Below are 24968 nucleotides of genomic sequence, written 5' to 3'. Positions count from 1 at the left end.
ATGAGTGATAAAGGAAGACCGCCATTTCCACCCTTTACCCTGGAGACGGCTGTCCAGAAAGTCCGTGGCGCCGAGGATGGCTGGAACTCTCGCGATGCGGCGAAAGTTGCGCTGGCCTACACCGAAGACACCTACTGGCGTAACCGCAGTGAGTTCATCAATGGCCGCGCAGAGGCCCAGGCCTTTCTGGAACGCAAGTGGCGCAAGGAACTGGACTACCGGCTGATCAAGGAGCTCTGGGCATTTACCGATAACCGCATAGCCGTGCGCTATGCCTATGAATGGCATGACGACTCTGGCAACTGGTTCCGTTCGTATGGCAACGAAAACTGGGAGTTCGCTGCAAACGGCCTCATGCAGCGGCGCTTTGCCTGCATCAACGATTTGCCGATCGCCGAGTCCGAGCGCAAATACCATTGGCCATTGGGGCGGCGACCTGATGACCACCCTGGGTTAAGTGAGCTTGGCCTCTGATTCAGTCGTCAAAGAGACCTTCGGGTCTCTTTTTTATTGGGCGTCCGAATGAGGCAATGATGAAGTGCCGCCATTGTCAGGCGGCAAGTCGACACTGGCAAAAAAACGGCACCCCGCTTGCCGCTTTCTCCTCCCACAGCGGAAATGCCTTGCCGCTTTTCTGGCATTGCCGCCTCGCCGCCGCCTGCGGCCCCCGCAATCATTGGCTTTTGCAACATGGCACGCCGATTGCTTTGTCAGTAACAACAGAATCAGGTCAACCGGCAAAGGTTTCCCGAAATGAGCATCAGCTTCGATAAAGCGCTAGGCATACATGAAAAGGCTCTGAACTTCCGGGCTCAGCGTGCAGAGGTGTTGGCCAACAACATCTCCAACGCCGATACCCCGAACTTCAAGGCTCGCGATCTGGACTTCTCGTCGGTGCTGGCTGCCGAAAACGACAAGGTGCAGAACGGTCATTTCGCGCTGAACAAGACCAACAGCCGCCATATCGAAGCCGAAGGCATGGGCAATGATGACGGGACGCTGCTGTATCGCACCCCGTCGCAGCCTTCGCTGGACCAGAACACCGTCGATTCCCAGGTCGAGCAGGCCAGCTACACCGAGAACGCCATGGGCTTTCAGGCCAGCTTCACATTGCTCAACAGCAAGTTCAAGGGGCTGGTTGCAGCCCTTCGCGGAGAATAATTCATGTCACTAGCCAATGTGTTCAACATTGCCGGTAGCGCCATGAGTGCCCAGACCACGCGTCTGAACACTACGGCCAGTAACATCGCCAACGCCGAGACCGTGTCTTCGAGCATGGACCAGACCTACCGCGCCCGTCACCCGGTGTTTGCCACCGTGATGCAGGGTCAGCAGTCCACAGGCGGTTCGCTGTTCCAGGATCAGGGCGAAGCCGGGCAGGGCGTTCAGGTCAACGGCATCATCGAAGACAGCTCGAACCTGGAAGCACGTTACGAGCCCAATCATCCTTCCGCTGACAAGGACGGGTATGTCTACTACCCCAACGTCAATGTCGTGGAAGAAATGGCCGACATGATTTCTGCCAGCCGGTCTTTCCAGACCAACGCCGAAATCATGAACACCGCTAAATCCATGATGCAGAAGGTTCTGACCCTCGGTCAGTGATAGAAGGCGAACGTTATGGCCGATAACACCACAGCAAGCAGCGTCTCATCGACGTTCTTGAACACACTGCAGAATCCGACGCCGACCGCGACGAATTCCACCGGTACGCTGGGCAAGGACGCGTTCCTGCAGCTGCTCGTGACGCAGATGAAGAACCAGAACCCGCTGGACCCACAGGACAACACGCAGTTCGTGGCCCAGCTGGCACAGTTCAGCAGCCTTGAAAGCATGCAGAACCTGACGTCGACGGTTGACACGATTGCAACCAGTTACAAGTCGTCCCAGGCGTTGCAGGCATCGTCGCTGGTAGGTCGCTCGGTGATCATCGATTCGAGCTCCACCACCGTGGATACCACCAAGGGTATGACCGGTTCGATCGTTATTCCGAGCGCCACTACGGCGACAAGTATCAAGGTTTACGATTCGCAATCGAATCTGGTCGACACGGTCGAGCTGGGCGCGCAGAAAGTCGGCACCACCAGCTTTTCCTGGGACGGTACGGACAGCGACGGTACAGCGCTTGCGTCGGGCAACTACACCTTCAAGGCTGAAGGCTCGGTTGACGGCAAGAACACACAGCTTTCGACTTACCTGCCTGCCACGGTCAACAGCGTCACGTTGGGTGTGAATGGTGCAGAAACAATGCTCAATCTGGCCAGCGGCAGTGTTGCCCTGTCCAAAGTTCAAACCATCGGATTGTAGAGCCTACCAGGCGCAGGAGTGAAACATGTCTTTCAATATCGGCCTTAGTGGGCTCTATGCTGCAAACAAAAGTCTCGACGTTACCGGCAACAACATTGCCAACGTTGCGACCACTGGCTTCAAATCGTCGCGCGCGGAGTTTGCCGATCAATACGCTCAATCGATTCGCGGCACTTCCGGCCAGACCAATGTGGGCAGCGGCGTAACAACCGCAGCGGTTTCCCAGCAGTTCACGCAGGGCAACCTGACTACCGGTACTGCCAACAGCCTCGACCTAGCCATCAACGGCAACGGTTTCTTCATGCTCAGCAATAACGGCGAGAAGCTGTACACCCGTGCCGGTGCATTCCACACCGACAAGGAAGGCTACGTCGTCAACAGCGGCGGTATGAAGTTGCAGGGTTACAACGTTGATGCCAACGGCAGTGTGGTAACCGGTGCATTGAGCGACCTGCGGGTGGATTCGTCCAACCTTCAGCCCAAGGCAACCACCGCCATTACCAACGTTGCCAACCTGAATTCGACCACTGCCTTGCCGTCGCTCACTACGTTCGACGCGACTGACACCAAGTCGTACAACATGAAGTACAGCACGCCGACCTATGACACTCAGGGTAACGCGCATACGCTGGATCAGTATTTCGTCAAGACCGGCGACAGTCAGTGGTCCATGTATGTGCTGATCGATGGGCGTAATCCGGTGGACCCGAACAGCGTGGCACCGTTGCAAGTAACCCTTGAGCAAAGACCGAACGGATCGCTGTCATACAGCGGCAATAGCCAGCACCTTCGTAAAATCTCGGATACCGAATTTGCCCTGCAAGGCTGGCGGCCGGCTGAAGAGGTCAATGGTGCCTGGGTCAGTAACGGCGCTGCCAATGGCGGCACAGTTTCGCTGCCGTTGAATAATGGATCGATCAGCATGCTTGATCCTGGTGATGCGTTGATGGATCGCCCGGTTCCGGCGTTCGATCCATCGGACCTGAAGACGTACAGCGATATGTTTGCCAATGCGATTTTCGACAGCCAGGGCAATCAGCACGAGCTGAAGCAGTATTTCGTGAAGGACGGCACCAACAGCTGGCGCATTCATGCCCTGATTGATGGCCGCAACCCGCAGATGCCTGATTCCACCGATCCGCTGACTGCAAACATCGTGTTTGATTCTGGCGGCTGGGTACAGTCATTGACCGGCGGCCCTGGTTTTGCGAGTACCCATAGCAACGGTCTGCAACTGACCGGCTGGACACCGGCCATGCCTGCCGAGCGGGTCACAGGGCCAGAAAAATGGGTACCCAACGGTGCGGCTGGCAGTGCGAAGGGCATTACGATCGACTTCACCAACCTGCTGCAGCACAACGCCGCCAGTTCGCGTTCTTCCACGCATGTTGATGGCCATGCGGCGGGGCAGTTGAGCAGCTTGAGCGTGGGGCGCGATGGCATCCTGCGTGCCGGGTTTACCAATGGCATGAACAAGAATATCGGTCAGGTGATACTCGCCAGCTTCGCCAATCCGCAGGGGTTGCAGGCGCGCAGTGATACGCGCTGGACCGAATCCGCCGACTCTGGCGTTGCCGATTACGATGTGCCGGGCGTCGGCACGCTGGGCAGCCTCATTGGCGACGGGCTGGAGGGGTCCAATGTCGTCCTGGCTGATGAGCTGATTGCTCTCATCCAGGCGCAGACGGCTTATCAGGCCAACTCCAAAGCCATATCGACAGAGGCGACCGTGATGCAGACGCTGATTCAGTCGACCTGATCAGATTGAGCAGTCGGATTTGATGAAGTGACCTTTCAGCCGTGTCCAGCCAGGCCCGGGGCTGGTCTGGGCGCAGACAATCCGGCTGTCGCCCTGCCATTTGTAATAGTGAGCGGGGGCGGCCTGGGCGAGGAGGGCGAGGGTCATCAGGCTCGCGCTGGCGATGCCGGCAATGCATGCACGAAAAAGCATGAGGGTTCCCGTTCAGGGCTGCGGTGTCGGCAAGATTATCACTGTCGATCCGCTTGTCAGCCCATACCAATGAAGTTTTTTTGGCGGTGCTCGCTGCTTGATGATCGGCAGGCGGCAGTCCTCCGCCGCTATTGGGTGGCGCTTTGCCCGAAGGGCATCATCGAATGCCGGTTTTTGCTGGTTAATCAGGCATTTGTATCGAGCCTGACAAGTTGGTTCAAAAATTGCTTTAACCCTTTCAGAACAGCTACAGGCGGCAAGCGTCTGTCGGAGGAGGAAGACTGTGGACAAGTTGCTTTACGTCGCAATGAGCGGTGCATCCGAAAACGCGATCGCGCAGAAGGCTCACGCCAACAACCTGGCAAACGTATCAACAAACGGTTTCATGCGTGACCTTGAACAGGCCCGCTCGATGCCGGTGTTTGGCGAGGTCATGCCGTCGCGTGCCTATGCGATGAGCGAACGTCCGGGGACCGACTTTTCCGCCGGTGCCATGGTTGAGACCGGCCGTGAACTGGACATCGCCGTCAAAGGTGATGGCTGGATTGCAGTGCAGACCCCCGATGGTGGCGAAGCCTACACCCGCAGCTCCGGCATGAACATCGATGCCCTGGGTGTGTTGCGCGACGGCAGCGGTTTGCCGGTAATGGGCAATGGCGGTCCGATTGCCGTGCCGCCTCAGCAGCAGATCGAGATCGGTGCCGACGGCACAATCAGCATTCGCTCACTCGGCGAAAGCCCACAGGTGATGGCGCAGGTCGACCGTATCAAGCTGGTCAAGCCTGACCTCAAGACCATGGAAAAAGGCCCCGATGGCCTGATCCACACCAAGACCGGTCGGCCTGCCGACGCAGATGCCACCGTTCAGGTCGAGTCCGGCTTTCTGCAGGCGAGTAACGTCAATGCGGTCGAGGAAATGACCTCGGTACTGGCCTTGTCCCGTCAATTCGAATTGCACGTCAAGATGATGAAGACCGCCGAAGAAGACGATCAGTCGATGGCTCGCGTCTTGCAACTTGGCTAATCAATGACAGCTTGCGCCGACAAACCGGCGCTTGAGGAGAACACACATGCTTCCTGCACTATACGTCGCTAAAACCGGTCTTGCCGCTCAGGACACCAACCTGACCACCATCTCCAACAACCTGGCGAACGTTTCGACCACAGGTTTCAAGAGCGACCGTGCCGAGTTTCAGGACCTGCTGTACCAGATCAAACGCCAGCCGGGTGCCCAGTCCACTCAGGACAGCGAGCTGCCATCCGGTCTGCAATTGGGTACCGGTGTGCGCATTGTCGGTACGCAGAAGAACTTCACAGCCGGTAGCCTGCAGACCACCAACAACCCGCTGGACCTGGCGGTCAACGGTCGTGGTTTCTTTCAGGTGACCCAGCCGGACGGCACTGTTGCCTACAGCCGCGACGGTACTTTTCACCTGGACGCCAACGGCCAGATCGTGACTGCCAACGGCTACGCTCTTGAGCCTGCGATTGTCGTTCCACAGAACGCCCAGACTTTCACAGTCGGTCAGGACGGTACTGTTTCCGTCACGCTGGCCGGTGCAACCGCCACACCGCAGATCATCGGCAACATCCAGACCGCTGACTTCATCAACCCGGCCGGCCTGCAGGCCATCGGCGGCAACCTTTATCTGGAAACCGGTTCAAGCGGCGCGCCGCAGATCGGCACGCCTGGCCTCAACGGCCTGGGTCCGACCCTGCAGAACACCCTGGAAAACTCCAACGTCAGCACCGTTGAGGAACTGGTCAACATGATCACCACCCAGCGTGCTTACGAGATGAACTCCAAAGTGATCTCGACCGCCGACCAGATGCTGCAGAACCTGACTCAGAACCTGTAAGTGTTTGATGTTGTCGCTCGTAAAACTGCTCAATCCGATGGGGCGCCTGATAAGCGCCTGTTACACCGCGAGGTTTCAAGTGTCATGAACCGCCTTAGTGTTCCGCGTTTTTCAGTGTTGATCGCTTCATTGTGCGGGATCACCCTGCTGTCTGGCTGCGTTGCGCCGACGGCCAAGCCCAATGACCCTTATTACGCTCCGGTGTTGCCGCGTACACCCATGTCGGCCGCTGCCAACAATGGTGCCATCTATCAGGCCGGTTTCGAGCAGAACCTGTACGGCGACCGCAAGGCTTTCCGTATCGGCGACATCATCACCATCACGCTTTCCGAGCGTATGGCAGCCAGCAAGGCGGCCACTTCGGCCATGACCAAGGACAGCACCAACAGTATTGGTCTGACCTCGCTGTTCGGTTCGGGGCTGACCACCAACAACCCGATTGGTGGCAACGACCTGAGCCTGAACGCCGGTTACACCGGCGCGCGGACCACCAAGGGTGATGGCAAGGCCGCACAGAGCAACAGCCTGACCGGTTCGGTCACTGTTACCGTGGCGGATGTGTTGCCCAACGGCATTCTGGCGGTGCGTGGCGAGAAGTGGATGACCCTCAATACCGGTGACGAGCTGGTGCGGATTGCCGGTCTGGTTCGGGCTGATGACATCGCCACCGACAACACAGTGTCGTCCACCCGTATTGCCGATGCACGTATTACCTATTCGGGGACTGGAGCCTTTGCCGATACCAGCCAGCCAGGCTGGTTCGACCGGTTCTTCCTCAGCCCGTTGTTCCCTTTCTGATAGCGGGATAGACATGATCAAGCTCAAGCAACTGATAGCGGCGACCTTGTTGTTGTCCACAGCGTTCGGCGTTCACGCCGAGCGTCTGAAGGACATCGCAAGCATCTCCGGCGTGCGGGCCAACCAGTTGATCGGTTACGGTCTTGTCGTGGGTCTCAATGGTACGGGCGACCAGACCACCCAGACCCCGTTCACCCTGCAGACGTTCAATAACATGCTGTCGCAGTTCGGCATCAAGGTGCCGTCCGGTTCCGGCACTGTGCAGTTGAAAAACGTTGCAGCAGTTGCTGTGTACGCGGATCTGCCAGCGTTCGCCAAGCCGGGTCAGACGGTCGATATCACCGTTTCCTCGATTGGTAACTCCAAGAGCCTGCGCGGTGGTGCGCTGTTGATGACGCCGATGAAGGGTGTCGACGGCAATGTCTACGCCATCGCACAGGGTAACCTGGTGGTCGGCGGTTTTGACGCGGAAGGCCGTGACGGTTCGAAAATCACTGTCAACGTTCCGTCGTCGGGCCGTATTCCCGGTGGTGCGTCGGTCGAGCGCTCGGTGCCGAGCGGCTTCAATCAGGGTAATACCCTGACCCTTAACCTGAACCGGTCCGACTTCACCACTGCCAAGCGGATTGTGGACAAGATCAATGAGCTGCTTGGTCCTGGTGTTGCTCAGGCGCTGGACGGTGGCTCGGTACGTGTGACCGCGCCGCTTGATCCGGGCCAGCGTGTCGACTACCTGTCGATTCTGGAGAACCTGGAAGTCGACCCGGGCCAGACCGCTGCCAAGGTCATCATCAATTCGCGGACCGGCACTATCGTGATCGGTCAGAACGTCAAGGTTTCGCCCGCTGCGGTAACGCACGGCAGCCTGACCGTGACCATTACCGAAGACCCGATTGTCAGCCAGCCGGGCGCATTGTCCGGTGGTCAGACGGCGGTCGTGCCGCGTTCGCGGGTCAATGCCCAGCAGGAGCTACACCCGATGTTCAAGTTCGGTCCAGGCACCACGCTGGATGAGATTGTTCGTGCGGTCAATCAGGTGGGCGCTGCGCCCGGCGACCTGATGGCCATCCTCGAAGCCCTTAAGCAGGCCGGCGCGTTGCAAGCCGATCTGATAGTTATCTGAGGACTCAAGCATGGATATGCCCAAGAGCGGAATTTCGTCAGCGGTCGACTCCGGTGCCTACACCGACGTCAACCGTCTGGCGTCGCTGAAGCATGGCGACAAGGACAGTGTGGAAAACCAGAAGAAGGTGGCCCGCGAGTTCGAGTCGCTGTTCGTCAGCCAGATGCTCAAGGCCATGCGCTCGGCCAACGAAGTGCTGGCCAAGGACAACCCGATGAACACCCCGGCGACGCGCCAGTATCAGGATATGTATGACCAGCAATTGGCGGTCACCCTGTCCACCCGTGGCAACGGCATCGGTTTGCAGGACGTGTTGATGCGTCAACTGTCCAAGGACAAGGGTATTCAGCACGCAGCACCGACCGATACGACGACCACGCCTGTAACGACCACCGATGCAACCCCGGCCAAAACCGGGCTGGCGACCAGTGTCTATCAGCGTCCGCTGTGGGCCACGCGCTCGGCGGCGGCAGATCAGGCGGCTGCGGCAGTTTCGGCATCTGGTGATGGGCGCAATGACATGGCGGCGCTCAACTCGCGTCGTCTGTCGTTGCCAACCAAACTCACCGACCGATTGCTGGCCGGCATCGTGCCTTCCGCCACCGCAGCCGTCAGCAACAGCCCGGTACCTGCTCGCGCAACCGCCAGCAGCAATGGCAACAACGGCGACTGGACGCTCGACCCCAACCTGGCACCCGCGCCTGAGTACGTGCGTTCCATGGCCCAGCCACCGCTGGCACCGGCCAAGCGCGCATTCAGCAACGCCGATCAGTTTGTCGAGACCATGCTGCCGCTGGCCAAGGAAGCAGCCGCACGCATCGGCGTCGATCCAGTGATGCTGGTGGCGCAGGCTGCGCTGGAAACCGGCTGGGGCAAGTCGATCATGCGTCAGCAGGATGGCAGCAGCAGTCACAACCTGTTCGGTATCAAGGCAGCGGGTAGCTGGAAAGGCGCTGAAGCGCGCGCCATTACCAGCGAGTTCCGTGACGGCAAGATGGTCAAGGAAACCGCGGATTTCCGTTCCTACGACTCCTACGCCGACAGCTTCCATGACCTGGTCAGCCTGCTGCAGAACAACAATCGGTATAAAGAAGTGGTCAATTCGGCCGATAAACCGGAACAGTTTGTAAAAGAATTGCAGAAGGCCGGTTACGCCACTGACCCGGACTATGCCAGCAAGATTTCGCAGATCGCGAAGCAGATGAAGAGTTACCAGACTTACGCTGCTGCATCGGGCTCTTCCACGACTTTATAAGGTTTTGAATCATGTCGCTGATTTCAATTGGGCTCTCAGGTATCAATGCCAGCAGTGCCGCGATCAACACCATCGGTAACAACACGGCCAACGTGGATACCGCCGGTTACTCGCGTCAGCAGGTAATGACCACGGCTTCGGCACAGATCAATATCGGCCTGGGTGTCGGTTACATAGGCACCGGTACGACGCTGTCCGACGTGCGTCGTATCTACAACAGCTACCTTGATGCCCAATTGCAAACCAGTACTGCCCTGAGCGCCGACGCGGTTGCGTACTCCGGCCAGGCCAGCAAGACCGATACGCTGCTGTCCGATAGCGCCACTGGCGTGTCCACGCAGCTGGCCGACTTTTTCACCAAGATGCAGGGCATTGCCACCAACGCTACCCAGTCGTCGGACCGTTCGGCATTTCTGACTCAGGCTTCTGCGTTGAGCTCACGCTTCAATTCGGTCGCTTCACAGTTGTCGTCGCAGAATGACAACGTCAATGCCCAGCTCACCACCTTCACCAAACAGGTCAACGAGCTGACCACGACCCTGGCAAGCCTGAACAAGCAGATCACTCAGGCAGGAGCTGGTAACACTACGCCCAACTCGCTGCTCGATTCGCGCAATGAGACTGTGCGCCAGCTCAACGGGCTGGTGGGTGTCAAGGTAATCGAGAACAACGGCAACTACGATATCTACACCGGCACCGGCCAATCGCTGGTCAGTGGTGGCACGTCGTACACCATGTCGGCGACCCCGAGCCCTGCCGATCCTCTGCAGTACAACGTACAAATCGCTTACGGCCAGACCAAGACTGACGTCACCTCGGTGATCAGCGGTGGCTCGATTGGCGGTCTGCTGCGCTATCGCTCCGATGTGCTGGTGCCTGCGACCAATGAGCTGGGCCGTGCCGCGATGGTGCTGGCCGATCAGGTCAACAGCCAGATGAGCCAGGGCATCGACAGCAAAGGCAACTTCGGTTCCAGCCTGTATTCCAACATCAACAGTGCCGACGCCATTTCGCAGCGCAGTACCGGCAAGACCACCAACAGTGCCGGTTCCGGCAACCTGGACGTGACCATTGGCGATACCAGCAAACTGACCGCCGACGATTACGAAGTCACCTTCAGCGACGCCTCCAACTTCACGGTTCGTCGCCTGCCCAACGGCGAAAGTGTCGGCACCGGTGCGCTGACTGACAATCCGCCCAAACAGTTCGACGGCTTCAGTGTCAGCCTCAATGGCAATGCGCTGGCTGCTGGCGACGTTTTCAAGGTTACTCCGACACGCAACGGTGCCTCGGGTATCTCGGTGGTGTTGACCGATCCCAAGGACATTGCAGCCGCCGCACCATTGACAGCGACTGCCGGGTCCAGCAACTCGGGCACAGGTGGCTTCACGCAGCCAGTGCTCAATACCAAATCGGACATCTACGACAGCGTTCAGACCTCTGACCTGCGTAACGCGATCAAAGACTCCGCGCCGATGAAGCTGGTGATGGGTGCGGTCAGCAGTACCGGTGTGCAGAGCTACACGCTGATCAATGCCAGTGGTGCGCCCGTGCTCGACCAGAATGGCAGCGCGGTAAGTGGCACGATCATTCAGGGCCAGAGCAACGCCATAAAGCTGAGCATCGGTTACACCGACAACACCACCACGCCAGCCGGCAAGACGGCATTCGAAGTGCAGATGACCCTCTCAGGTTCGCCGTTGGTCAATGACACGTTCAGCATCGGCCTGACGGGTGCCGGCTCTTCGGACAACCGCAACGCGCTGGCAGTAGTAGGGTTGCAGACGGCCAAGACTGTCGGCGTCACCAACGGCGGCGTGGGCACCAGCCTGTCCGGCGCATACGCCGATCTGGTCTCGGTGGTCGGTACGCTGGCAGGGCAGGGCAAGAGCGATGTCACCGCCAGCGCTGCCGTCGTTGCACAGGCCAAATCGGCGCGTGATTCGGTCTCCGGCGTGTCGCTCGATGAAGAAGCGGCCAACCTGATCAAGTATCAACAGTACTACACCGCCTCTTCGCAGATCATCAAGGCGGCCCAAACCATTTTCAGCACGCTGATCAACAGCCTTTAAGGAGTCGTGAACCATGCGGATCTCAACTACCCAGTTCTACGAATCCACCAACACCAACTATCAGCGTACTTATTCGAATGTGCTCAAGACCAGTGAAGAGGTCTCCAGCGGCATCAAACTCAATACCGCCAGCGATGATCCGGTAGGCGCTGCACGTGTCCTGCAACTGGCTCAGCAGAACTCCATGCTGACCCAGTACGCGTCGAACATCGGCACGATCAATACCAATATCGTCAATTCCGAGACCGCGCTGACCAGCATCGTTGATACGATGCAGACAGCCCGTGAAGTGATCGTGTCGGCAGGCAACGGTGCCTACACCGATTCCGACCGTCTGGCCAAGGCTGCTGAACTCAAGCAGTATCAGAGCCAGCTTCTCGGCTTGATGAACAGCCAGGACTCCAACGGCCAGTATATTTTTGCCGGGTCCAAGTCTTCGGCTCCGCCGTACGCGCAGAATGCCGATGGTACTTACAGCTATAGCGGGGACCAGACCAGCGTCAATCTGGCGATTGGTGATGGCCTGGTTTTACCGAGCAACACCACAGGCTATGAAGCGTTCGAGCAAGCCGTCAACACTACCCGTACGTCCTCGACCCTGCTTTCGCCTGCGACCGACGACGGCAAGGTTGGCCTGACTGGCGGTCAGGTGACGTCCACCAGCGCCTACAACTCGGGCTATCAGGCTGGCGAACCGTACACCATGACGTTCCTCAGCGGTACGCAGTTCAAGATTACCGATGCCAGCGGCACCGACGTCACGACCGATGCGTCAACTGCCGGTAAATTCAGCTATGGCTCGTTCGCTGATCAGACCTTCACCTTCCGCGGTGTCGAGCTGACCATGAACATCAACCTGTCAGCTGCCGAATCTGCCACGCCTGCAACGGCCGCTACTGCACTGACCAATCGCAGCTATGAACTGGCCTCGACGCCGGACACGGTTTCGGCGTCGCGCAGCCCGGGCAACACGTCGGCCGCTACTATCAGCAGTTCGGCAGTGGGCAACACAACGGCTGACCGCACGGCGTTCAACAACACCTTTCCGCCCAATGGTGCGATTCTCAAGTTCACCAGTGCCACTGCCTACGACCTGTATGCGTCGCCCGTGACCAGCAGCAGCAAACCCGTGTCGAGTGGCACGTTGACCGGTTCGACGGCCAATGCGTCGGGCGTCAATTTTACGGTCAGCGGTACGCCAGCAGCCGGTGACCAGTTTGTCGTGGAGTCCGGCACGCACCAGACCGAGAACATCCTCAATACGCTGACCGCAGCGATCAAGGCGTTGTCGACACCGACTGACGGCAATCTGGTTGCCTCGCAAAAGCTTGATGCCGCATTGGGCTCGGCGCTTGGCAACATTGCCAGCAGCATCGACCAGGCGTCCACAGCGCGCTCCGCCGGCGGCGCACGGCAATTGGCGGCGACGGCGCAGGGCACGACCAACGATTTGCTCAAGGGTAACAACACAGTTGAGCAAGGCACCTACGTCAACGCCGATATCGTTGAGGCCACCACCCGATTGACGTTGCAGAAGACTATGCTGGATGCCTCTCAGCAGGTATTTGTCCAGTTGTCCAAGCTGAACCTGTTCAGCCAGCTGTAACCCTGGCATTGAGCATCCGCCGTCTTTATTTCAGCGGTGAGGGAGGTTACTTGACCGGTAACTTCCCGCCGCTCGCGAGTCTGCAATAGTGAATTCAGTCCCCCTCGTCAGTATCGTCATTCCCGCCCTCAATCCCCGGTTCTTCCGCGCCGCGCTACAAAGTGCCTTGAATCAGGTTTACGACAACCTGGAAATCATTGTCTGCGACGATTGCCGCACCGATGAAATCAAGGCCGTTTTCGACGAACTGGTGCCTGCATCCAGCAACCTTGCGCGTTACGTGCGCAACCCGCAGCGGCTGGGGTTCCAGGCCAATCTGCTGAAGTGCCTTGAAGAATCGCGCGGCGAATACATCAAGTTTCTGTGTGACGACGACCGCCTCTTTCCGTACTTCATCGCTAATCAGGCAGGCGTTCTGGATGCCTATGAAGACGTGAGTCTGGTGGTTGGCCGACGACATCTGGTCGACATCGATGACTATGTATTGCCACCCCGTCTGGAAAACGTCGGGCTTGTGCCCTACGACGCCGTGTTCAAAGGCGAGGACATGCTGGCGATTTTCGAGCGTACGCCACGCAATTATCTGGGTGGGTTCAGTGCTGCTCTGATGCGCCGGGCCGATGTTATGGAGTACCTGCCTTCGATTGCCCAGTCGGGACAGGGGTTTATCGCACTGCTGGATTTTGCCCTGTTCATATGCCTGTTGCGCCGTGGCAACCTGGTGGCGCTGCATACTATTCAAAACGTCGAGCGCCGGCACCCGGATCGTTTCAGCGGCCAGCCCGACGTGATTCAAAAGGCCGCCACTGAATGGGGCTGGCTGAGCGAAATGCTCAAGGCACGTAGCGGTGAGCAGGCCCCGGCCCAGGGCTGGGTGCGCTTTTTGCCCTTGCGCAAGGCACTGGAGCAGCCCCGCGAGTGGGACGAGGTCGGCCTTTACGGGATAATGGCCAGTCGTCAGGGTGTCATGCACAGCAGGGTGGGCAGCAAGAGCGAAACCTACGCCGAGCTCTACACTGAATGGCTGTCGTGTCGGCAATTTACCGCCCCGCAGAGAAAACTGATCGAGAAACGCATCGGACACTGGACGTGGCAGCCGCGCATCGTTCCGGTGGTCGTTGACCCGTTTGGCGATGCCGAAGGGCTGGATATCACCCTGCGCAGCATTGCCGAGCAGGATTACGCCGCTGATTCAGTGGTTGTGTTGACCAATGCCGATGTTGACGATCCGCAGGTGCTGCGTTTCTCGTTGCAGCCGGATTGGGCGCGCCAACTGAACGAAGTGCTGCCGCTGCTGGAGAACGCCGATTGGGTTTATCTGCTGCGTGCCGGTGACCGGCTGACTCGGCCGTCACTGCTGGTGCTGGCAGAGCGAGTCGCGCAAAGCGAGGGCCTATTGTGCATTTACAGCGACGAAGGCGCGCTGGTCGATGGGAAATCCAGCGAGCCGATCTTCAAGCCTGATTTCAACCTAGACCTGATGCGGGCCTATCCTTACGTTGGCCGCACGCTGGCGTTCCAGCGCCGCAATCTGCTGGACACAGGCGGCTTCGACCCTGTGCACGGCGAACTGGCACCGCACGATTTCATCTGGCGTCTGGTGGAAGGCGTCGGGCCTCAGTCTGTCGAACACATCGCCGAGGTTCAGGTTGAATCGACCCTGACCTACGCTGAATGGCTTTCGCTGCCTCAGGTGATCGAGCATAACGAGTCGGTCGTATCGGCCCATCTTTCGCGCATTGGCCGAGAGCACGTCATCCACCATGATCAGTTGCCACTGCTGAACCGGATCGAGTACCGGCATGCTACAAGCCCGCTGGTATCGGTGATCATTACCACCCGGGATCAACTGGCAGCCCTGGAGCGCTGTGTAGAAAGCCTGCTCAGCAACACGACTTACCCTTATTTTGAAGTGCTGATCGTCGACAACGCCAGCGAGAGCGCCGATACCCGCGCCTGGTTTGCCGCGATGAGTGAGCTGGGCAGCGACAAGCTGCGCATTTATGCGCTGACCGAGCCCGGCAGCGAAGCCAGCGCCCAGAACCTCGCCGCCCGGCACGCCAACGGCGATTATCTGCTCATGCTCAGCCCACATGCCGTGCTGCATCAGGCTGACTGGCTGCAAGGCCTGCTCAATCATGCTCAGCGCCCCGAAGTCGGTATCGTCGGTCCACGAATCCTTACCCCTCAGGGCAATATTCTCTATGCAGGGATGGTGATGGGCATGGACGGGCTGGCGGGTCGGCCCTTCATCAATTATCCGACAGGCTCAAGCAGCTACATGCAGCGCTTGCAGTTGACACAGAACTGGAGCGCGGTCAGTGGCAATTGCCTGATGGTCCGCAAGGAAGTGTTCGACCACGCAGGCGGCATGCAAGCAGCAACCTTCACTCAGGGGCTGCAGGATCTGGACCTGTGCATGCGGGTCGGGCGTGACGGCTACCTGATTGTCGGCACACCCGATTCGTCTCTGGTATTGGCCGAGCCCGCCGCCGCCGAGCGCTCTGAAACGTCTCGTCAGGCGCTGGATAAAGAGCAGCAATCGTTCTTTGAAAAATGGCTGCCGAAAATGGCCCGGGACCCGGCCTATAACCCCAATCTTCAGCTCAGTGAAGTGCAGGCGTTCGATCTTGACCCAGGTCTGCAAATGGGCTGGGAACCGTTCTGCACCCGCCATCTGCCTTCGATTCTGGGCATGCTGGTCAACTCGTCGGCGGTAGGCCACTACCGTGTCAGCCAACCCTTGCTTGAGTTGATGACAGCCGGGCGAGTGGTAGGCCGAATGTCCTATGAGTCGACTACGCCCGTCGAGATCGAGCGCCAGCGTCCGGACGTCATCGTTTTTCAAGGGCGTTATTCCGAACCCAAGATCAAAGACATCGTTCTGGCCAAAAACTACTCCAGTGCCATGCGCATTTTTGAACTGGATGACTACATCATCGATGTGCCCGAGCGCAACGAGCACCGGCGCAGCATGCCCGACAACATTGCCGAGATGCTGCGCAAGGGCATAGGCCTGTGCGACCGAGTGGTGGTGTCTACCCAGCCACTGGCTCAGGTGCTGTCGAGCATGCACAGCGATATTCGTGTCGTACCGAACATGTTGGCGACGCACTTGTGGAGCAGCCTCAAAAGCCAGCGTCGCACTTCCGGCAAGCCGCGCATCGGCTGGGGCGGCGGGACCAGTCATCGGGGCGACCTGGAATTGATTGTCGATGTCGTGCGTGAACTGGCCGATGAGGTCGAGTGGGTGTTCTTCGGCATGTGCCCGGATTTGCTCAAGCCTTACATTCATGAGTATCACACAGCTGTAAGCCTGCAAACCTATCCGGCCAAACTGGCCAGCCTGAACCTCGATCTGGCCCTGGCACCGCTGGAATTCCATATCTTCAATGACTGCAAGAGCAATCTGCGTCTGCTGGAGTACGGTGCGTGCGGCTACCCGGTCATCTGTTCGGACACCGAGGCGTACCGGGGCCATTTGCCGGCTACCCGGGTCTACACCAACAGCTCCGAAGAATGGTTGCAGGCGATTCGCATGCACCTGTCAGACCCCAATGCGAGCTATCGTATGGGCGACGAATTGCGCGAAACGGTCTTGCGCGATTTCATGTTGCGTGGGGAAAACCTGCAATATTGGGCTAACGGCTGGTTGCCCGACTGACCCGACCTGTTTGATGAGCTCCAGCCACTGATGGCTGGAGCTGTGTTGTTTGCTCTTGCGTTGACCGGGTCTTTTGGTTATCAGGGTTGCTTCTGGTCACCAGGATTAAAGACGCCATCGGCACGCTATCAAGGAAAGCTCATGCAAAGCCATTCTGGAAATGAAACCACACCGTTGAGCCAGCGTTTGACTCTGCTGTTGCTCGCCGAGAATCAGCCGGATTTCCTGCGTCGTGCGCTGAAGTACTACAGCAGTTATCCGTGCAATGTGATTGTGGTCGATGCCTCGCCTGCGCCCGACGCGCAGGTCGCCGAGAGTGCCGGGCTGCAGTACATCCATAACGCCGCACTCAGTGAAACCGGTCTCAGTGCCAGAGTTGCAGAGGGCCTCAAACATGTGTCCACGCCCTTCGTGGTGTACGCACAGGTCGACAGTTTTCTGCTGCCTGATGCGCTGACCGAGGCCGTGAGTTTCCTTGAAAGCAACGAGCGTTACGGCGCTTGCCAGGGCTACAGCCTGGGTTACCAGGCCTACGTCGATCATGTGGATTATTTCCGCCGCGACCGTAAGGTTCATGAGGACTACGCGTCTGATCAGGCCAGTGAGCGGCTTCTGGGCTTCATGGGGCAAAGCCTGTCGCTGCTCAATGCCGTGACCCGGACCGGGCTGGCGCGTCAGTGGTTCACTTCAGTGCCTGAGGGCACCGAGTTGCACTGGCAGGAAATCGGCCATATGACCTTTCTGGTTGCGGCTGCTGCATTGCGCATCCTGCCCATCCCCTACGCGTTGCACGTCAATGCCGGCAAGGAGGCAGAGCATCGCTACGGTGCCGCCATCGCAGGCGCAGTCAAACACATCGACTCCAAGGCCAAAGCCGAGCGCGAAACGCTTGCGCGTCTGCTGGTCTCGTCTCTGGGCGCCGCCAGTGGCCTGGCAGGTGAGCAGGGCGAGCAACACATACTGGCCGGCCTCGCAGCAATGGCTGAATGCCTGGAAACCCAGCCGTATCAGGGCGGCGAAAAAATCATCAGCTCTGTGTGGAACGTGGCTCTGGCAGAGGTGGACGCGCAGTTCGAGCCTCGCCAGTTCGTTGAACTGCCGTTCTATAACCAGCCGTTGTTCGACGAACTGGCGCGAATCGAGTTTCTGATCCATCTATTGCCGGCAGGGCATGTGCAGATGGAAGGGCTGGAAGCCGTGCTGGTGAAGCAGGCCGAGCTGTTGCGTGTACAGAGCAATCCGGACGCCGAGTCGCTTTTGAGCCGTCTGTGGCAAGCCTATGCACACTACTCCTTCAGTCACAGCGTCGTGCAACGTCTGGCCGATGAGTTGGGCAAGTCCGAGGACGAGGACGACATCGAGCGCGCCGAGCGCATCGTTGCCTGGGGCCAGCGTCTGCAGGCTGATTCCGCTTTCGATAACAGCCAGCTGTTGCGTGGCATGCCTTCCGGCAAGTTGCTCGACTGGCTCGATGCGCGTGATCCGGCACCGGCACAACTGAAAAAGCTCACCACGCAGCTGACGCGTCGGCCAGCAGGTTCGCAAATCGGTATTTTGCTGCTTGATCTGGACGCCGACGTGTTCAAGCTGCAGGCAACCTTCGACAGCCTTATCAACAGCCATTATCGAGCGTTCAAGGTCGTGGTATTCACCACCGGTGAGCTGCCGGCAACCACCAGCCTGAACGACACACTGCACTTCGTCAAAGTCACCGAAAGCAACTATGTCGACAAGATCAATCAGGTCGTCAAACAGGCTTCCAGCGACTGGCTGATGCTGGCGCAGGCGGGTGAAGAGTTCACCCTCAGCGGTCTGCTGCTGGCCAGCGCCGAGCTGATTGACGCCGGGCAGTGCCGAGCCGTTGCTGTGGATGAAATTCACCGTCAAGCCAACGGCACCCTGGCGCCGTTGTTCCGTCCGGGCTTCAACCTCGATCTGCTGCAAAGTGTGCCGACGCTGGCCGCTCGGCACTGGCTGATTCGCCGCGAACTGCTGGTCGAGGCGGGCGGCTATTCGCGAGAGTTTCCCAAGGCGCTGGAATTCGACCTGCTGCTGCGCCTGATCGAGCAAGGCGGCATGAGCGGTCTGGCGCATTTGAGCGAGCCGGTACTGATCTGCGATGCCCCCGAGCTTGAAGAGAATCAGGACGAACAAAAGGCGCTGACGCGTCATCTGGGGCAGCGGGGTTATCAGGCTGAGGTCAGCTCGGCGTTGCCCGGCACCTACAAGATCGATTATCGCCATGCCCATCGGCCGGTGGTCTCGATTCTGCTCCACAGCCAGGACAATCTGCCGGAACTGCAACGTTGCCTGCACAGTATCCTGCAACGCACCCGCTATCAGCGCTATGAAGTGTTGATCGGTGATAACGCCAGCACCTCTGCCGAATTATCGACGTGGCTTGATCAGCAGCAACAGCTGTCCAGCCGGGTACGCGTATTCCGCGCCGAGCAGCGTGTCAGCACGGCCGCCTTGCGCAATCTGGTCAGCCAGGAAGCCAGGGGCGAGTACCTGATTCTGCTGGATGCCGAAAGCCAGATCGTCAATGTCGGCTGGATCGAGTCGCTGCTCAACCAGGCACAACGTCCGGAAGTGGGCGTGGTCGGGGTCCGTCTGGTTGATCGTGAAGGAACCATTACTCAGGCAGGTCTTGTTCTGGGACTTAATGGCGGTGTCGGTTCCGGTTTCGTTGGCGAGCCAAAGACGTCGCGGGGTTATATGCAGCGGCTGGTGGTCGAGCAGAACTACTCCGCGGTGTCATCGGCCTGCCTGATGATTGCCAAAGCGTTGTACGACTCACTGGGCGGGCTGGACGAAGAGGCTTTTGCCGAGTCTCTGGGCGATGTCGACCTGTGCCTGAAGGCGGCGCAGGCGGGCTATCTGACGGTCTGGACCCCGCATGTTCAGGTGGTGCATTCAGGCGTGGTAAATGCTCCCCAACCAGCGCTTGGCGCGCTGGCCGGAAAGTGGGCGGCGCAGTTTGCCCAGGACGAAGCCTATAACGCCAATCTCGATCTCGACGGCAAGGGGTTCACACTGGCGGTTTAAGCTGCATGCATCATGCGATCCGGCTGTTTTACGGCAGGATCGTCGCCCTCCTGCTGCGGCAGCATTTTGTTTTTTCCCTCCGCCAATAATCGCAAAGCGTGCAAACCGGCGTGACCTGCGGGTCATAACGTGCATCTTCACTGTATTGTGTTACAGGGAGCGACACGCGTCTGGCTTGCTTTCACACGCCTTGCGCCCTGAAAATGTCTGCAATCACCCTTATTCGGTAGCGCCCTGATTCTTATCGGGACGAAAAATGACCTGTTTACTCATCGGGAAGCCATGATGATTGGCATTAAAAGCATAGCGAGTTACGTGCCCACTGCTGGCGTGGATAACTACGCTCAAGGTGCCAGTTTCGGCAAGGATGAAGATTTCATCCTAGGGAAAATCGGTTCCACGTTCCTGCCGCGTAAAGACGCTGGCCAGGAAACCTCGGACCTGTGCGTTGAAGCGGCCAATACCCTGTTTGCCAACAACCCGCAGCTCAAGCGCGAAAGTATTGACGTTTTGATCGTCGTTACCCAGAACGGTGACGAAGAGGGGCTGCCGCATACCGCAGCCATCGTTCAGGACAAGCTGGGTCTGTCGACCAATGTCGCTGCGTTCGACATTTCACTGGGCTGTTCCGGCTATGTCTATGGCATCTACGCGATCAAGGGGTTCATGGAGGCAGCAGGGCTGAAAAACGGCCTGCTTATAACCGCTGACCCGTATTCGAAAATCGTCGACCCGCAGGACCGCAACACCACCATGTTGTTTGGCGATGCAGCCACAGCAACCTGGATGGGCGAGGACGCTGCCTGGCAACTGGGCAAGGCAAAATTCGGCACCGATGGTTCGGGTGCGCCGCACTTGAAGGTCAGCAACGGCGTGTTTTTCATGAACGGTCGTCAGGTGTTCAATTTTGCGCTGCTGAAAGTACCGGCGCATCTGCACGAACTGTTGGGAGAGTCAGACCTGACGCCTGACGATATCGATGCATTCTGCATTCATCAGGGCAGCGCTGCTATTGTCGATGCCGTGGCACGCCGCTTTGAAGACAAACCCGAGAAATTTCTCAAGGACATGGTTGAAACGGGTAACACCGTGTCGTCGAGCATTCCATTGCTGATTGAAAAGCACGTGCTCAACTCTTCGTGGCATCGAGTAGCACTGAGCGGTTTTGGCGTGGGGCTTTCCTGGGGTTCTGCGATTATCTATAAAGCCTGAATCGCCGCAGGCTAAAAACAGCGCCCGTGACTAGTTCACCGGGCGCTTTTTTTTGAATAATCGATTCTGGTCACATTTTTGAACTTCTACAGTGGCCTGCTCTTTCTGGAACGTGAAGTTCAGACAACGGGTTTTCTCGCGTCATGTTGGTTTGGTTTCGTCTCAAACCCTTGTTTTATAAGGGGTACAGGCATGATGGCAAAATATTCAAAAAAAACACTCAAGCAACCTGCCATCGCGACGATAACTATTACGAAGGTTCTCTAGGCACACCCGGCGCTTGCAGGGGCCGGAAGCCACGTAGTACCAAACCAACGAGGAATTCATCATGGCTTTAACAGTAAACACCAACGTAGCATCGTTGAACGTCCAGAAGAACCTGGGTCGCGCTTCCGACGCACTTTCGACCTCGATGACTCGTCTGTCTTCCGGTCTGAAAATCAACAGCGCCAAAGATGACGCTGCCGGCCTGCAAATCGCTACCAAGATCACTTCGCAGATCCGTGGTCAGACAATGGCGATCAAAAACGCCAACGACGGTATGTCCCTGGCGCAGACCGCTGAAGGCGCACTGCAAGAGTCGACCAACATTCTGCAGCGTATGCGTGAACTGGCTGTTCAGTCGCGAAACGACAGCAACAGCTCGACTGACCGTGACGCGCTGAACAAAGAATTCACCGCGATGAGTTCCGAGCTGACCCGTATCGCTCAAAGTACCAACCTGAACGGCAAGAACCTGCTCGACGGTTCCGCCAGCACCATGACTTTCCAGGTTGGCTCCAACTCTGGCGCTTCGAACCAGATCACTCTGACTCTGAGCGCAAGCTTCGACGCCAACACCCTGGGTGTCGGTTCGGCTGTGACCATCGCTGGTTCCGATAGCACCACTGCAGAGACCAACTTCTCTGCCGCTATCGCCGCCATCGACTCGGCTCTGCAGACCATCAATTCCACCCGTGCTGACCTCGGTGCTGCACAAAACCGTCTGACCAGCACCATCTCCAACCTGCAGAACATCAACGAAAACGCCAGTGCTGCACTGGGTCGCGTACAAGATACCGACTTCGCTGCTGAAACTGCACAGCTGACCAAGCAACAGACCCTGCAACAGGCTTCCACCTCTGTTCTGGCTCAGGCTAACCAGCTGCCATCCGCTGTACTGAAACTGCTTCAGTAATAGCGACATGAGTTTTAGCGGGGGAGTGCGTAATAGCGCTCTCTCGCTTTTTTACTTTCGGAGGTGATGGTCATGGATATGAGTGTAAAGCTGAACGTGTCTTATCCGGCCGCTCAACCGGCGAGTCAGGCGCCAGTGCCAGATAAGTCTGTTGACAAGCCTGCCGATACGCCGCCAGTCGAGCGTGTTGCTGCCACGGCGGAAAGTAAAGGCTCAGATCTGCACAAGGATGACTCCCACGACGAGGCGAAAGTCAAAGCCGCGGCAGAAGACATCCAGAAATTTTTTCACTCGGTGAAGCGCAATCTCGAGTTTTCGATCGATGAAGCTTCTGGCAAAGTGATCGTCAAGGTCATTGCCAGTGATTCGGGTGAAGTGGTAAGACAAATTCCCAATGCAGAAATCCTGAAACTGGCCGATAGCCTGAGTGATGCGAACAGCTTGTTGTTCCGCGCCAAGGCCTGATTGTCAGTACGGTATTTGTTGCCGTTTTGCGAGACCTGTGAAAAGGCGGTGAAACCGGCGACATTCTTGAAGGGAGAAGCAAATGGCTAGTCCAATTACATCTACAACAGGCCTGGGTTCGGGTCTGGCAATCACGTCCATCGTTGAAGGTCTTGTGGGTGCCGAGAAAGCGCCCAAGCAAAACCAGATCGACAAGCAGACCGCCGCTACAACCGCATCGTTGTCGGGTGTGAGTCAGCTGACGTCGGCACTGGCCGCGTTCCAGAAAACCCTGGATACCCTGGGTAGCTCAACGACGCCTGCGTTTCAGGGCTTTGCTGCGACATCTGCCAACGAGGCGGTGGTCAAGGCAACGGCCGGCAACACGGCCGTCAACGGTACTTACGCGATCGGTATCACCCAGCTGGCAACGCCTTCAAAGGTGGCCACAGCCGCGCTGAATTCCACGCAGGCGAGTGCTATTCCGAGTGGTACCCTGAAAATCACTCAGAATGGCACTGACTACAGTGTCGTGATCGACAAGACCTCGACGTTGCAGGAAGTGCGCGACAAGATCAACTCGTCGCTGCAGGGTAAAGGCATTACTGCCAACATCATCAACGACGACAATGGTGCCAGGCTGGTATTCAGCTCGACGACCACCGGCAAGGGCAGTGACATTTCGGTCGTGGGTGCTTCCGGTCAGGAAGCGCTGAATATCGATGGCACCAAGCTGATGAGCGATACCAGCACGGGGACCGATGCCAACGGCAAGGCGATTCCCGGTGCTGGCGCTATTACTGCGACCGCCAAGGATGCTGCTTTCACTGTTGACGGCCTGAGCCTGACCAGCAAGACGAATACAGTCAGTACCGCGATTTCCGGCCTGACTTTCGATCTGGTCGCGCCAAGTGCTGCTGGAGCAACCACTACCGTCACGGTGGCGACCAATACCGATGGGTTGAAGGCTTCGCTGCAGTCCTTTGTGGACTCCTACAACACGCTGGCCACTTTGGTGACTTCCCTGACCAAGGGCTCGATCAGCGACAAGGGTGTTTACACGGCGGCCGCCCTTACTGGTGATGCTACGCCGCGCGCGCTGTTGGCGACTATCCGTGATCAGCTGGCGAGTGCCTCTTCAAGTGCCGGCCTTAGTGCTCTTTCGCAGTTGGGCATCAAGACCGAGCAGTCCAACGGTACGCTGTCACTGGACACTGCTACATTCACAGCAGCGCTGAACGATAAAAAACTGGGCAGTCAGATTCAGACGATGTTCACTGGTACGGGTGCAACAAATGCCGACGGTACGGTTGATGGCGGCCTGGTTTCGCGTATGACCAAGGCGCTTCTGCCCTACACAAAGTCTGACGGTGTTCTGGCAAGCAAGACGAGCAGTCTCAATAAAATACAGACCCGTATTGCCAGCGATCAGGACGCTCTTGATCGTCGTATTGCCAGCTTGACGACCAGTCTGACCAGTAAATACAACGCCATGGACCTGGTGGTCGGGCAGCTCAAGGCGACCGCTACCAGTATCACTTCGATCTTCGAAGCGATGAACGCGCAGAAAAACGCTTCTTAAATTCGTTTTACAGAAGTACCCAGAACCCGACTCCGTGTCGGGTTTCTGCTTTTGGGCTAAAGTTTCTGCGCCATGCGTCGATAGCTTGAGTATCAGTATTATGGATTTGCGACGAGGTCCCCTTTATGAATCCGATGTTAGCGTTGCGGCAGTATCAGAAGATCGGCTCCCAGGCTCAGACCTCGGAAGCCAGTCCTCACCGTCTGGTTCAAATGTTGATGGAGGGTGGCCTCGACCGTATCGCTCAAGCCAAGGGTGCCATGGCACGCAAGGACGTCGCCAGCAAAGGCGTGTTCATCAGCAAGGCTATCGGTATTGTAGGTGGTCTGCGTGAAGGGCTTGACCTGGACAACGCCCCCAGCGAAGCGCTGGTCAGGCAGGACAGCCTTTATCACTACATGATGACGCGTTTGGCCGAAGCCAACGCACGCAACGATCAGAAGATGCTCGACGAGGTTGCCGGGCTGCTGATTACCGTCAAGGAAGGCTGGGACGCTATCGGTACCGCACAAGCACAACAATAAGTTGCTGCCCTGAGGAGAACAACAAGATGAGTGCTGCGCTCAAGCGTATCGAGGAAACCCGGGAAGCCCTGGTGGGGGCGCTTGCCGAACGCGACTGGGAGGCTATCGTCAAACTTGACCTGGCGTGTCGCGAATGTGTCGATGCGGTGGTCAGCGAAGCACCTGCTGACGAGCCGGCTCTGCGCAGCAATCTCGAGGAGTTGTTGGGGGTCTACAGGCAACTGATTGATGTTGCAACCGGGGAGCGTCAAGCAGTCGTCGATGAAATGACTCAAATCCAGAATGCGAAGAACGCGACGAAGGTATACCATCTGTTCGGTTAATGTTTAAGGAGCCGCTGATTTAT

At 57.9% G+C, this 24968-nt stretch carries 21 protein-coding genes; 20 read left to right on the top strand and 1 reads right to left on the bottom strand.

The window, feature by feature from the left end; translation table 11 throughout:
- From ALO64_RS07575 to ALO64_RS07555, 5 genes are all read left to right on the top strand, one after another.
- A complete protein-coding gene (locus ALO64_RS07575; RefSeq protein ID WP_003370064.1) occupies positions 1–474 on the top strand; it encodes a nuclear transport factor 2 family protein in 474 nt (157 codons plus the stop codon).
- Between the two features lie 279 nt (positions 475–753).
- Complete coding sequence (flgB, locus tag ALO64_RS07570) at positions 754–1161, top strand: flagellar basal body rod protein FlgB (protein ID WP_002554317.1); 408 nt, start codon at positions 754–756, stop codon at positions 1159–1161.
- Positions 1162–1164: 3 nt separating this feature from the next.
- The gene (flgC, locus tag ALO64_RS07565; RefSeq protein WP_002554316.1) at positions 1165–1605 is read left to right on the top strand and encodes a flagellar basal body rod protein FlgC; all 441 of its coding nucleotides are present in this window, start codon (positions 1165–1167) and stop codon (positions 1603–1605) included.
- Positions 1606–1620: 15 nt separating this feature from the next.
- A complete protein-coding gene (gene flgD, locus ALO64_RS07560) occupies positions 1621–2307 on the top strand; it encodes a flagellar hook assembly protein FlgD (RefSeq protein WP_002554315.1) in 687 nt (228 codons plus the stop codon).
- Between the two features lie 25 nt (positions 2308–2332).
- Complete coding sequence (locus ALO64_RS07555) at positions 2333–4066, top strand: flagellar hook protein FlgE (RefSeq protein ID WP_054991681.1); 1734 nt, start codon at positions 2333–2335, stop codon at positions 4064–4066.
- Here ALO64_RS07555 and ALO64_RS25505 read toward each other — a convergent pair whose 3' ends face one another.
- Positions 4067–4258 (bottom strand): hypothetical protein, encoded by a 192-nt coding sequence (locus tag ALO64_RS25505; protein WP_005754776.1) that lies wholly within the window; start codon positions 4256–4258, stop codon positions 4067–4069. It abuts the gene before it with no gap.
- A gap of 283 nt (positions 4259–4541) precedes the next feature.
- On the opposite strand from ALO64_RS25505, the gene ALO64_RS07545 reads away from it, so the two are divergent.
- The 15 genes from ALO64_RS07545 to fliT all read left to right on the top strand — a co-directional run bounded on the left by ALO64_RS07545 (position 4542) and on the right by fliT (position 24945).
- Entirely contained in the window at positions 4542–5282 is a 741-nt protein-coding gene (locus ALO64_RS07545; protein ID WP_004658719.1) for a flagellar basal body rod protein FlgF, read from the top strand.
- A 46-nt stretch (positions 5283–5328) separates the two neighbouring features.
- Positions 5329–6117: a flagellar basal-body rod protein FlgG gene (flgG, locus tag ALO64_RS07540; protein ID WP_002554310.1), complete on the top strand. Its 789-nt coding sequence runs from the start codon at positions 5329–5331 to the stop codon at positions 6115–6117.
- An 84-nt stretch (positions 6118–6201) separates the two neighbouring features.
- Positions 6202–6915 carry a flagellar basal body L-ring protein FlgH gene (gene flgH, locus ALO64_RS07535; protein ID WP_002554309.1) on the top strand — a complete coding sequence of 238 codons (714 nt, stop codon included), beginning with the start codon at positions 6202–6204 and terminating at the stop codon, positions 6913–6915.
- Between the two features lie 13 nt (positions 6916–6928).
- Positions 6929–8038, top strand: a complete 1110-nt coding sequence (locus tag ALO64_RS07530; RefSeq protein WP_003404340.1) for a flagellar basal body P-ring protein FlgI — start codon at positions 6929–6931, stop codon at positions 8036–8038.
- 10 nt (positions 8039–8048) lie between these two features.
- On the top strand, positions 8049–9293 hold the full coding sequence (gene flgJ / locus ALO64_RS07525) for a flagellar assembly peptidoglycan hydrolase FlgJ (RefSeq protein ID WP_044343419.1): 1245 nt from the start codon (positions 8049–8051) through the stop codon (positions 9291–9293).
- Between the two features lie 11 nt (positions 9294–9304).
- Complete coding sequence (gene flgK, locus ALO64_RS07520; RefSeq protein ID WP_044343420.1) at positions 9305–11365, top strand: flagellar hook-associated protein FlgK; 2061 nt, start codon at positions 9305–9307, stop codon at positions 11363–11365.
- A gap of 13 nt (positions 11366–11378) precedes the next feature.
- Positions 11379–12971, top strand: a complete 1593-nt coding sequence (locus tag ALO64_RS07515; protein ID WP_002554305.1) for a flagellar hook-associated protein 3 — start codon at positions 11379–11381, stop codon at positions 12969–12971.
- 88 nt (positions 12972–13059) lie between these two features.
- Complete coding sequence (locus ALO64_RS07510) at positions 13060–16635, top strand: glycosyltransferase (RefSeq protein WP_044343421.1); 3576 nt, start codon at positions 13060–13062, stop codon at positions 16633–16635.
- Positions 16636–16776: 141 nt separating this feature from the next.
- On the top strand, positions 16777–19683 hold the full coding sequence (locus tag ALO64_RS07505; RefSeq protein ID WP_044343422.1) for a glycosyltransferase: 2907 nt from the start codon (positions 16777–16779) through the stop codon (positions 19681–19683).
- A 285-nt stretch (positions 19684–19968) separates the two neighbouring features.
- The gene (locus ALO64_RS07500; RefSeq protein WP_002554302.1) at positions 19969–20895 is read left to right on the top strand and encodes a ketoacyl-ACP synthase III; all 927 of its coding nucleotides are present in this window, start codon (positions 19969–19971) and stop codon (positions 20893–20895) included.
- Positions 20896–21223: 328 nt separating this feature from the next.
- Entirely contained in the window at positions 21224–22072 is an 849-nt protein-coding gene (locus tag ALO64_RS07495) for a flagellin domain-containing protein (RefSeq protein ID WP_002554301.1), read from the top strand.
- A gap of 72 nt (positions 22073–22144) precedes the next feature.
- A complete protein-coding gene (locus ALO64_RS07490; protein ID WP_005731560.1) occupies positions 22145–22537 on the top strand; it encodes a flagellar protein FlaG in 393 nt (130 codons plus the stop codon).
- A gap of 82 nt (positions 22538–22619) precedes the next feature.
- Positions 22620–24098: a flagellar filament capping protein FliD gene (gene fliD, locus ALO64_RS07485; protein ID WP_005731561.1), complete on the top strand. Its 1479-nt coding sequence runs from the start codon at positions 22620–22622 to the stop codon at positions 24096–24098.
- 125 nt (positions 24099–24223) lie between these two features.
- Positions 24224–24622 carry a flagellar export chaperone FliS gene (fliS, locus tag ALO64_RS07480; RefSeq protein WP_002554298.1) on the top strand — a complete coding sequence of 133 codons (399 nt, stop codon included), beginning with the start codon at positions 24224–24226 and terminating at the stop codon, positions 24620–24622.
- A gap of 26 nt (positions 24623–24648) precedes the next feature.
- A complete protein-coding gene (gene fliT, locus ALO64_RS07475) occupies positions 24649–24945 on the top strand; it encodes a flagellar protein FliT (protein ID WP_002554297.1) in 297 nt (98 codons plus the stop codon).
- Positions 24946–24968 lie beyond the last annotated feature (23 nt).

The organism is Pseudomonas meliae (assembly GCF_001400515.1).
GTDB classification, from domain to species: domain Bacteria; phylum Pseudomonadota; class Gammaproteobacteria; order Pseudomonadales; family Pseudomonadaceae; genus Aquipseudomonas; species Aquipseudomonas amygdali.
The sequence above is the reverse complement of the archived record's forward strand: the minus strand, read 5'-3'. Positions and strand labels throughout refer to the sequence as shown.

Bases quoted from the DNA above. Each gene is read 5' to 3' on its own strand.
- ALO64_RS07575 (WP_003370064.1), top strand. From the start codon at position 1: ATGAGTGATAAAGGAAGACCGCCATTTCCACCCTTTACCCTGGAGACG.
- flgB (WP_002554317.1), top strand. From the start codon at position 754: ATGAGCATCAGCTTCGATAAAGCGCTAGGCATACATGAAAAGGCTCTG.
- flgC (WP_002554316.1), top strand. From the start codon at position 1,165: ATGTCACTAGCCAATGTGTTCAACATTGCCGGTAGCGCCATGAGTGCC.
- flgD (WP_002554315.1), top strand. From the start codon at position 1,621: ATGGCCGATAACACCACAGCAAGCAGCGTCTCATCGACGTTCTTGAAC.
- ALO64_RS07555 (WP_054991681.1), top strand. From the start codon at position 2,333: ATGTCTTTCAATATCGGCCTTAGTGGGCTCTATGCTGCAAACAAAAGT.
- ALO64_RS25505 (WP_005754776.1), bottom strand. From the start codon at position 4,258: ATGCTTTTTCGTGCATGCATTGCCGGCATCGCCAGCGCGAGCCTGATG.
- flgG (WP_002554310.1), top strand. From the start codon at position 5,329: ATGCTTCCTGCACTATACGTCGCTAAAACCGGTCTTGCCGCTCAGGAC.
- flgH (WP_002554309.1), top strand. From the start codon at position 6,202: ATGAACCGCCTTAGTGTTCCGCGTTTTTCAGTGTTGATCGCTTCATTG.
- ALO64_RS07530 (WP_003404340.1), top strand. From the start codon at position 6,929: ATGATCAAGCTCAAGCAACTGATAGCGGCGACCTTGTTGTTGTCCACA.
- flgJ (WP_044343419.1), top strand. From the start codon at position 8,049: ATGGATATGCCCAAGAGCGGAATTTCGTCAGCGGTCGACTCCGGTGCC.
- flgK (WP_044343420.1), top strand. From the start codon at position 9,305: ATGTCGCTGATTTCAATTGGGCTCTCAGGTATCAATGCCAGCAGTGCC.
- ALO64_RS07515 (WP_002554305.1), top strand. From the start codon at position 11,379: ATGCGGATCTCAACTACCCAGTTCTACGAATCCACCAACACCAACTAT.
- ALO64_RS07505 (WP_044343422.1), top strand. From the start codon at position 16,777: ATGCAAAGCCATTCTGGAAATGAAACCACACCGTTGAGCCAGCGTTTG.
- ALO64_RS07500 (WP_002554302.1), top strand. From the start codon at position 19,969: ATGATTGGCATTAAAAGCATAGCGAGTTACGTGCCCACTGCTGGCGTG.
- ALO64_RS07495 (WP_002554301.1), top strand. From the start codon at position 21,224: ATGGCTTTAACAGTAAACACCAACGTAGCATCGTTGAACGTCCAGAAG.
- ALO64_RS07490 (WP_005731560.1), top strand. From the start codon at position 22,145: ATGGATATGAGTGTAAAGCTGAACGTGTCTTATCCGGCCGCTCAACCG.
- fliD (WP_005731561.1), top strand. From the start codon at position 22,620: ATGGCTAGTCCAATTACATCTACAACAGGCCTGGGTTCGGGTCTGGCA.
- fliS (WP_002554298.1), top strand. From the start codon at position 24,224: ATGAATCCGATGTTAGCGTTGCGGCAGTATCAGAAGATCGGCTCCCAG.
- fliT (WP_002554297.1), top strand. From the start codon at position 24,649: ATGAGTGCTGCGCTCAAGCGTATCGAGGAAACCCGGGAAGCCCTGGTG.